This window comes from Ignavibacteriales bacterium, assembly GCA_026390815.1.
GTDB lineage: Bacteria > Bacteroidota > Ignavibacteria > Ignavibacteriales > SURF-24 > JAPLFH01.
On sequence record JAPLFH010000004.1, the window covers coordinates 1 to 9,140 of the forward strand.

Annotated in this window: 7 protein-coding genes; 4 read left to right on the forward strand and 3 right to left on the reverse strand. The window is 34.1% G+C overall.

From position 1 onward, the window contains the following. Positions 1 to 4: 4 nt before the first annotated feature. From NTX22_00510 to NTX22_00520, 3 genes are read right to left on the reverse strand one after another with little or no spacing between them, the layout of a single operon-like run. Positions 5 to 1,471 carry a DUF6089 family protein gene (locus tag NTX22_00510; protein ID MCX6148985.1) on the reverse strand — a complete coding sequence of 489 codons (1,467 nt, stop codon included), beginning with the start codon at positions 1,469 to 1,471 and terminating at the stop codon, positions 5 to 7. Between the two features lie 60 nt (positions 1,472 to 1,531). Further along, positions 1,532 to 1,933 carry a large-conductance mechanosensitive channel protein MscL gene (gene mscL, locus NTX22_00515; protein MCX6148986.1) on the reverse strand — a complete coding sequence of 134 codons (402 nt, stop codon included), beginning with the start codon at positions 1,931 to 1,933 and terminating at the stop codon, positions 1,532 to 1,534. Positions 1,934 to 1,977: 44 nt separating this feature from the next. Then, positions 1,978 to 2,820, reverse strand: coding sequence for a DUF3078 domain-containing protein (locus NTX22_00520; protein ID MCX6148987.1), 843 nt, complete (start codon positions 2,818 to 2,820; stop codon positions 1,978 to 1,980). A 267-nt stretch (positions 2,821 to 3,087) separates the two neighbouring features. Between NTX22_00520 and NTX22_00525 the strand changes: the two genes are divergently transcribed. The 4 genes from NTX22_00525 (at position 3,088) to NTX22_00540 (ending at position 9,072) form a co-directional block, all read left to right on the forward strand. Next, positions 3,088 to 3,756: a succinate dehydrogenase cytochrome b subunit gene (locus NTX22_00525; protein ID MCX6148988.1), complete on the forward strand. Its 669-nt coding sequence runs from the start codon at positions 3,088 to 3,090 to the stop codon at positions 3,754 to 3,756. Next, positions 3,756 to 5,669, forward strand: coding sequence for a fumarate reductase/succinate dehydrogenase flavoprotein subunit (locus tag NTX22_00530; protein ID MCX6148989.1), 1,914 nt, complete (start codon positions 3,756 to 3,758; stop codon positions 5,667 to 5,669). The genes NTX22_00525 and NTX22_00530 overlap by 1 nt, the downstream gene beginning before the upstream one ends. Next, complete coding sequence (locus NTX22_00535) at positions 5,669 to 6,433, forward strand: succinate dehydrogenase/fumarate reductase iron-sulfur subunit (protein ID MCX6148990.1); 765 nt, start codon at positions 5,669 to 5,671, stop codon at positions 6,431 to 6,433. The genes NTX22_00530 and NTX22_00535 overlap by 1 nt, the downstream gene beginning before the upstream one ends. Positions 6,434 to 6,855: 422 nt before the next feature. Continuing rightward, complete coding sequence (locus NTX22_00540; protein ID MCX6148991.1) at positions 6,856 to 9,072, forward strand: hypothetical protein; 2,217 nt, start codon at positions 6,856 to 6,858, stop codon at positions 9,070 to 9,072. The last annotated feature ends 68 nt before the right edge of the window (positions 9,073 to 9,140 follow it).

Sequence of the window (9,140 nt, forward strand, 5' to 3'; positions counted from 1 at the left end):
GAAATTATTTTGTACGGACGAATTCAATTCTTCTGTTCTTTTGTTTGCCTTCTGCTGTTTTATTAGTAGCAATTGGTTTGCTGAACCAATAACCTCTAGTGGTTATTCTCTTCTCATCAATACCTTGATTGACTAACCATGTTTTAACTGCTTTTGCACGACTATCAGATAGTTTTTTATTATATGCTTTCTTCCCAACATTATCTGTATGTCCTGCAATTTCAACTTCCATATCTTTATAATATTTCAAGGTACTCAAGGCTAACTTAAGTATTTCCTCAGATACAGGAAGAATTTCTGAACTTGCAGTTTTGAATTCAATTCCTTCAAGAACAATTGCCTGTCCAACTTCAACTTTAATAACTTTAGGAACATCATCACTTGGATCAAGTGGGTTTGTTCCTCTGTTAACTTCTACACCATCACCTATTGTTCCACCATCGGTATCAATATTCAATGGATCTGTTTTATATTTCATAACTTCTTCACCGTCTTTCAAACCATCACCATCTGTATCGTATTTCATAACTTCTTCACCATCTTTCAAACCATCGCCATCAGTATCAACTTTCAACGGATCAGTTTTATACTTCATAACTTCTTCACCGTCATTCAAACCGTCGTTGTCTGTATCAGCTTTGTTGGGATCAGTTTTGTACATATTAACTTCCTGCCCATCTTTCAAACCGTCTTTATCAGTGTCTGGATCGAGTGGATTAGTTTTGTATGTTTTTACTTCTGCACCATCTAATAATCCATCACCATCAGTGTCCGGATTTTTAGGATCGGTTCCTAATAGCTCTTCTTCCTTGTTTGTTAAACCATCATTGTCATCATCGGCATTTGCATTTGATCCGAAATAAAATAGACCAATACCGGCTGTATAATAAAAATCTTTATTATCATTTTTTTTAAAATAGTCTAGATTATCAGTTAAAGTAAGATTAACTGCTGCACTCATATCAAGTGCAAAACTTTCTGAAACCTTAAATTGAACACCTAGCCCTGCTGGAACAACAGCCGTCCAACCTGTATTTTCGATTGTCTGCGGAGATTTAAACCTGAGTTCATTGGTCAACTTATCATACTGAAGTGCACCAACACCAGCAAATATATAAGGATTGTAAGATTCTCTTTCCCAGGGACTTATTATAAATCTAAAATCAATTGGAATAATCCTGGTTGAATAATAATCTTTTGGATCATCGTGGTTATAATAGTTGGCTAAACCCGAATATTTACCAAGCCCTGCTCCAAACTCTACTTGCAACCCTTTAACAAGATCTGCTCTAATAAAACCTCTTAATAACCAGGCTAATTTTATTCCATCGTCATTATCAAAATCATTTCTTGGATATAGGTAATTTGCCTGCAATCCCACCTTAAGTCCTTTTGAACCGAACTGACCATAAGTTGATAAAGTGGCGATGAAACTAAATAAAATAACAGTAATTAGAAAAATTTTCCTCATGATATTATAGCACTCCTAAATTGTTTATATGTAATATAATTATATAATTATTTAAAAAAATTAATTTGATTTAAGTAAATCACGAATTTCTGCAAGAAGCAACTCCTGGTTTGAAGGTTTTGGTGGTTCAGTCGGCGCAACTTCTTCCTTTTTTTTCAATTGATTAATAGTTTTAACCATCATAAAAATAGCAAAAGCTACAATTAAAAAATCGATTAATGTATTTAAAAATTTACCATAAAAGATTGCTGCTGCAATTTTACCTTCCGAAGTATATTTTAGAATAAATGAAAAGCTACTAAAATCAACTCCACCTATAAGCAAACCAATTGGTGGCATCAGAATATCATTAACAAATGAAGAAACAATTTTACCAAAAGCAGCACCGATTATTATACCGATTGCTAAGTCAATAACATTTCCCTTCATAGCAAAGGATTTGAATTCTTTAATGATCGACATAATTACCTCTTCTATTTATGTGTTTTGTAAATTAGTTAATTGTTCTAAAACCATGTATAGGTAATCCCCAATTGTAAACCTTCTTTAAGCTGTGTTTTTGGTGATTGCCTCTTTTCATATATTGTAAGAATATTTACATTCACAGAAAAATACTTGCTTACTTTTGCAGTTAGTGTATTGTCCCATCTAACATCCCAAACATCAAGCTCTTTGAAGCTTGAAAACAAGCGGAGCATTGTTGTAAAAAGTACATTATCATCAATTGAAAACTCAGAATTGGTTACTGATTCAATACCAGTATCAAATTTAAAAGCCTCCACCTTATCCGTTGTTTTTGGATCGTCAGAATATTGTATCCTATATTTGTTTGTGAATGTTTCCTGGAAGCCAAGTCCAAGTCTTGTTGTAAATGTTTTTGATTTGTTATATGCAAATCCAATACTTTGTGTAATGTAACCAGGATCGAAAAAATCGGCAGTTTTACTAACCGGGGTCTGTTTGTAATCATAACCTGTAGAAACAAGGGTTCTAACAGTGTTGCTGAAATAAGGATCTAATATCCAACCAATATTATAAGATAAAACTGTTTCCAAAAAAATCTCATTATCATTAGTTCTATAATCATCACTGCCCAACTTGGTTCTTCCATAACCAAGTTTAAAAGTATTTTTAAAGTTCCATGGCAGATATTTATAATTAGCATTACCTCCAACTATCAAAACCCAGCTAATTGCATTATCACCACCCTGCGTCCAATTACTAAGAGCAATCTGGCTAATATTGATTCCTGACGCAGCAGAATAAGTCCACTGTCGATCAGTTGAATCAATCTGAGCGTTAATTGTAAAAGCAAAGAATAGAAAAAAAATAATTATTGTTCGTTTCATTTTTACTCCTTTAAGAAACGTTAAAAAAATTTTCTGAAATTGTTTTTAGAATCATTTATTGCAAACAGGTATTGGAAATTCATAGTTCTAATTAAAACAAATTTTATTTAAAGTAAAGAGAAGATGTGACTTATGTTCCAATTGCTTATCGCCTCAACGGAAAAATAAAAAAGATTTTTATTTCATCTGTCCGGGATTTTTTTTAATATTGTCACCGTTTAGAACATAATTATATCTAACATAAAAAAATTCTAAAAGGAGGATTTAATGAGTTGGTTCTTTGAAGCAATTAACTCTTCTCTGGGTAAGAAATTTATTATGGCAATTTCTGGAATTTTCCTTCTAATCTTCCTTGTCATACATTTATTTGGTAATATTTTTCTTTATGTAAGCAGAGACGCATTCAATCAATATGTTTTTATCCTTTCAGAATCAGCACTTAGTTATATAATTAAAGTAATTGAGGTAGTTCTCTTTTTGGGTCTTATTGTTCACGCTTACCAAGGGATAAGATTAACACTGGAAAATTTTATTGCTCGTCCAAATCGTTATGCGGTCAATCCCAAAGAGGCTCAGGCTGATCTTCCTTCCAGAACAATGTGGATTACGGCAAGCATTGTCTTTATCTTTCTTGTAATTCATCTAAGAAGTTTTTGGTATGTATTTAAGTTCGGTGAACCTGGAAAGAATATTACAATGTATGATATTGTAATTAAAACATTTCAAGATCCATTTTATTCTTTGCTGTATTTTATCTGTGTCCTGCTTTTAGGATTTCATTTATGGCATGGTTTTCAAAGTACATTTCAAAGTCTTGGATTAAATCATAAAAAATATACTCCGGCAATAAAATTTTTTGGTAAACTTTACACAATTATTATTACAGGCGGATTCGCAACTTTTCCGGTTTACTTTTATTTTTTAGGAGGTAAGTGATGATTAAATTAGATTCTAAAATACCGTCTGGAAGTATTCAGGATAAATGGACGAACCATAAATTTAATGTTAAGCTTGTTAATCCATCCAATAAACGAAAATTTGAAATTATTGTTGTTGGTACCGGATTAGCCGGAGCATCCGCTGCTGCTTCGCTTGCTGAACTTGGATATAATGTTACTGTATTAACTTTTCACGATAGTCCAAGACGCGCGCATAGCATTGCCGCTCAAGGTGGAATTAATGCTGCAAAAAATTATACAAATGATAATGATAGTGTGTACAGATTATTTTATGATACGCTTAAAGGCGGCGATTATCGTGCGCGCGAAGCAAATGTTTATCGTCTTGCAGAAGTAAGCAACAACATTATCGATCAATGTGTGGCGCAAGGTGTTCCATTTGCACGAGAATATGGCGGATATCTCGATAACCGATCTTTCGGTGGCGCCCAGGTTTCAAGAACTTTTTATGCACGCGGACAAACGGGTCAGCAACTTTTACTTGGTGCTTATAGTGCATTAAGCAGACAAGTTGGGTTGGGTAAAATAAAAATGTTTACACGACGTGAAATGCTCGAGTTGGTTGTAGTTGATGGAATGGCACGTGGTGTAGTTGCAAGAAATTTAGTAACAGGTGAAATAGAAAAATATTCTGCCCATGCAGTTTGCTTGGCAACCGGTGGATATTCGCGTGTGTTTTTCCTTTCTACTAATGCTATGAATTGCAACGCAACAGCAATTTGGCGTGCACATAAAAAAGGTGCTTTGTTTGCAAATCCCTGCTACACACAAATTCATCCAACATGTTTACCGCTTCACGGCGAACAGCAATCCAAATTAACCTTGATGAGTGAAAGTTTGCGAAATGATGGAAGAATTTGGGTACCTAAAAAACCAGGTGATAAAAGATCCCCTAAACAAATTCCAGAAGATGAAAGAGATTATTTCCTGGAAAGAAAATATCCATCATATGGTAATCTTGCTCCAAGAGACATTTCATCGAGAAGCGCAAAAGAAGCTTGCGATGCAGGAATGGGTGTTGGAGATACCGGTCAGGCTGTATATCTCAATTTTGAAGATTCATTAAAAAAGATAGGCAAAGCCAGTATTGATGAAAAGTATGGCAACTTATTCCAGATGTATCAAATGATCACAGCAGAAAACCCATATGAAGTACCGATGCGAATATTTCCGGCACCACATTACACTATGGGCGGTTTATGGGTTGATTATAATTTGATGAGTACTATTCCAGGCTTGTATGTTTTGGGTGAAGCTAATTTTTCAGATCACGGAGCTAACCGTTTAGGAGCCAGTGCATTGATGCAAGGTTTAGCCGATGGTTACTTTGTTATTCCATATACAATCAGCGATTATTTATCGACCTCAAAATTTTCAACCGTCAAAACAGATCACCAAGCTTTTTTACAGGAAGAAAATACTGTAAAAGATATAACAAAGAAACTACTTTCGATCAATGGTAAAAGAACAACTGACGATTTACATAGACAGCTTGGTAGAATTGCTTGGAATAAAGTTGGAATGGCGAGAAATGAAAAAGGATTGAAGGAAGCTATTCAAGAGATAAGAGATTTACGTGAAGAGTTCTGGAAAAATGTAAATGTTCCGGGCTCAGCAGATGATTTGAACCAGGCATTAGAAAGAGCAGGTAGAGTTGCTGATTTTATGGAACTTGCAGAGCTGCTTGCAATTGATGCACTAAATAGAAATGAATCGTGTGGTGGTCATTTCAGGGAAGAATATCAAACACCGGAGGGTGAAGCTAAGCGTGATGATGAAAACTTTTCTTATGCTGCCGCTTGGGAATTTAATCAAGTTGGAAAATGGACACTACATAAAGAAGATTTAGTTTTTGATTATGTTAAACCATCCACAAGGAGTTACAAATAATGAGTGGTAATATGAATCTTACTCTTAAAATTTGGCGGCAGTCAAATGCAAAAGCTAAAGGTCAATTTGTAACTTTTAATGCAAAAAATATTTCTCCGGATAGTTCTTTTCTCGAAATGCTCGACATGATTAATGAAGAGCTTGAAGGAAGTGGAAAAGATCCAATAGCATTTGAACATGATTGCCGTGAAGGAATTTGCGGCTGTTGTGGATTGGTAATTAATGGTCGCCCACATGGTCCACTTAAAGGAATAACAACCTGTCAGCTCCATATGCGTCACTTTAAGGACGGTGATGTAATAACAGTTGAACCATGGCGCGCAAAAGCATTTCCAATCATTAAGGATTTGATAGTTGACCGCACGGCTTTCGATAAAATTATTCAAGCTGGCGGATTTATTTCTACAAGTACTGGTGGAGCGCCTGATGCAAATTCAATTCTGATTCCAAAAGAAATTGCAGAAACTGCAATGGATGCTGCTGCATGTATTGGCTGCGGAGCTTGCGTGGCAGCATGTAAAAATGCTTCGGCTATGCTTTTTGTTGCTGCAAAAGTTTCTCATCTTAATCATCTGCCACAGGGGCAAGTTGAGAAATTTGAACGAGTTCAGAAAATGATAAAAACGATGGACGAACTTGGGTTTGGAAATTGTACAAATACTTATGCTTGCGAAGCAGAATGCCCGAAAGAAATTTCCGTTGCTCACATTGCAAAAATGAATAGAGACTACTTTGCTTCAAAACTAAAATCGAATATAAAGTGAAATGGAAAACGTTGAATAAAACTCGAAATCAGAAATCGGATTTTAGTTTTCCATTAGCGCAAATATTATTTGTTAATTCCAGGTTTCTACAAAGAGTCCCAATTATAGTCGTATAGGTGTCAACTTAAGGTAAAATATTTTGTTTATAATGAAAATAGCCCCGACCCTGCTTACCGTAGGCAGGTTTTCAAGTCGGGGAAAGAATATTCTCTAAGAATTTAGGGCTTTAGCCCAACATTAGGATTGTACTTGCCTACTGCAAGTAGGTTGGACTAAAGTCCAGGATTTTTTGAGGATTCTGATACTCCGGCATAAATGCCGAAGCTATTCAAGTACAAAATTTCCTTAGTTTGATACCTATGCGATTATAGTCGGGATTTTTTGTTTGAATTGTATTATCTTTCTACAAAAAGAACTTTAAAATGTTTGAACGAGAAATCAAATTCATTTATGATTTTAATATAAATCAAGTAAAGAAACTCGGTGCTTCTTTTACATTTAACGCATTATCTTCAACAGATTTGCATCCTGCCATCCGCAATTACATTTCTGCCGAAGTAGATTACTTGATTTATGAGGACAGGAAAAAGATAATTGAAAATTCCAATTTCGATTATTCCGGCGAAGAAATAAATAAATATTTTTTGCTAATCAATAATGAAATAAGAAAAGAAAAAAGACTTTCCAGCGAATATGTTGACCAACTGATTTTGCATGCCACATCTTTTACTGTAAATTTTTTAGCTCAACCAAAATGGGCTCTTACCAAGTTAGTCTTTGCCAAAGAAAATACTTTAAACATCCAGGAAGTTAAACAGATTCTGAATTATGTCCATTATTACGATCATTTAAAAGAACTTTTAGAAAAATTCTTTACCAAAAAAAGAATAATTACAATTGACAAATCAGAGTTTGAAATTTTGGTTGATAGGATTTATAACCAACTATTTTCAGCTTATTCGGAAAAAATAATTAATAATGTCCTTAGCAATGCGGCTGATTTTTTTAATGTTGGCAGCACACATAAAACAACCGTTCCGCTGTTTGCACTGGAGCTTTTCCTTAAAGAAAGGAAATTAGAAAACTATCTTGAGAGATTGGAAAATGCACTTCCCACTGAAACAAAGCTAAGCTTTAGTATTAATGAACTTCAGAATATTCTTTTCTCACCTGTTCCAATTAAAAAGGGGACTTATTTAGAAAGGGCGATAAAACAAGAAGAACCAGCAACGCTATTTTCATTTGAAGAAAAACATGAAGAAATTGAATTGAAAGAAATTATCCCTGAACCAGTGCAGCAACCAATCAATCAAGTTATAGTTACGGAACCCATTGCAATAAATGAAAAAGAGGAATTGGAAAACATTCCTTTAGAAATTACCGAAGAAGCAATTACGGATGAGCTTCATATTGATAAGAAAGAATCTGAAGAGAATTCTGATCATGCAATTGATAAAGATGTTGTTGAGCAAAAAACTATTGGCGATGATGGAGATTGGGAAGAAAATGTTGAAACTGCGGAACATGAAAATCAATTAGACAAGGTAATTGATGAGCCAATAACACTAATTCCAGAAACGAATGTTGTATTGGATGCACAACCCGGGTTATTTGAACAAATTGCCTCATTGGAAGTTGATGAAGAAAAAGAAAATATTTTTGAAGATAATATCATAAAGGAAAATCAGTTTGTTCCTTTGGAATTACCGCAAGAATTTTTAGGTATAGAAGAAATATTGGAGATGCCTACAGAAATAAGTACTCCAATTCAAGAAATTGTACTGGAAGAACCAAAGAATAATTTAATACCGTTAACTGAAGAACCTGAAACGGAAATCCAAACACGAGAAATAAATGATGAAAATTCATTATCCATTCTTGCTGAAAAAGTAATCCAACCAGATGAACTTGAATCTGTAAAAATAAACAGTTATTCATCCGAAACATCATTACCTTTGGAAGAGAAAGATGAATTAGAATTTACTGCCATTGTTAAAAAACCAGTAATTGAAGAACCAAACATAGAGGAAAGTACCACACAAAAATTAATAGAGAAAGAAATTGAAGAGCTGGATTTAGACTTAGTCTTGAGTGATGAAGATTTTTTGATACTTGGTGAAGAGAAATTGAAAACGAATGATTCAAGCAATGAACATGAAAAAAAGGTTGAATCCGAGGAGAGTCTAAATCATTCCCAAGAAAACGAAGCTGGTAATTTGAATATTGAAGAAGAAAGCGAATTCGCTAGTTTAAAAAATGAATCCGAAATTAAATTTGATGAGGACTTAGAACTAACAAAAGATGAGATTATTCGTGATATTGAAGAAGAGGACAGAGAATTTCTTCCGGTTGAAAGTAAAGTGTTAGATGAAATTGATGAAGAAATAAAAATTCTTTCAAACTATTCTGAACCTGATAACATTGAAGTGAGTAATGATTTAAATTTGACAGAACAAGAACGAACTGAACCTATTGAGGAAATAATTGAACCGATGGATCAGGATTTAGTAATTCAAGAACAAGATTCCATATCTGAAGAAAAAAAAGAGCAGCCACAAAATTTAGTTATTAACTCACCTTACGCAAAGAGAAAGAAAGGTATTAAATTTCTGGTGACAAAAATCAGAGGTATGCGATGAAAAAAGAACTCTTAGAACTGTACACAGATTATTTAATGAGTTCATTTTCTTATACGACAGCCACGGGT

What these genes read in the sequence shown, in the direction of transcription:
- NTX22_00525 (MCX6148988.1), top strand. Translation starts at nt 3,088, where the DNA reads ATGAGTTGGTTCTTTGAAGCAATTAACTCTTCTCTGGGTAAGAAATTT.
- NTX22_00540 (MCX6148991.1), top strand. Translation starts at nt 6,856, where the DNA reads ATGTTTGAACGAGAAATCAAATTCATTTATGATTTTAATATAAATCAA.
- NTX22_00535 (MCX6148990.1), top strand. Translation starts at nt 5,669, where the DNA reads ATGAGTGGTAATATGAATCTTACTCTTAAAATTTGGCGGCAGTCAAAT.
- NTX22_00520 (MCX6148987.1), bottom strand. Translation starts at nt 2,820, where the DNA reads ATGAAACGAACAATAATTATTTTTTTTCTATTCTTTGCTTTTACAATT.
- NTX22_00510 (MCX6148985.1), bottom strand. Translation starts at nt 1,471, where the DNA reads ATGAGGAAAATTTTTCTAATTACTGTTATTTTATTTAGTTTCATCGCC.
- mscL (MCX6148986.1), bottom strand. Translation starts at nt 1,933, where the DNA reads ATGTCGATCATTAAAGAATTCAAATCCTTTGCTATGAAGGGAAATGTT.
- NTX22_00530 (MCX6148989.1), top strand. Translation starts at nt 3,756, where the DNA reads ATGATTAAATTAGATTCTAAAATACCGTCTGGAAGTATTCAGGATAAA.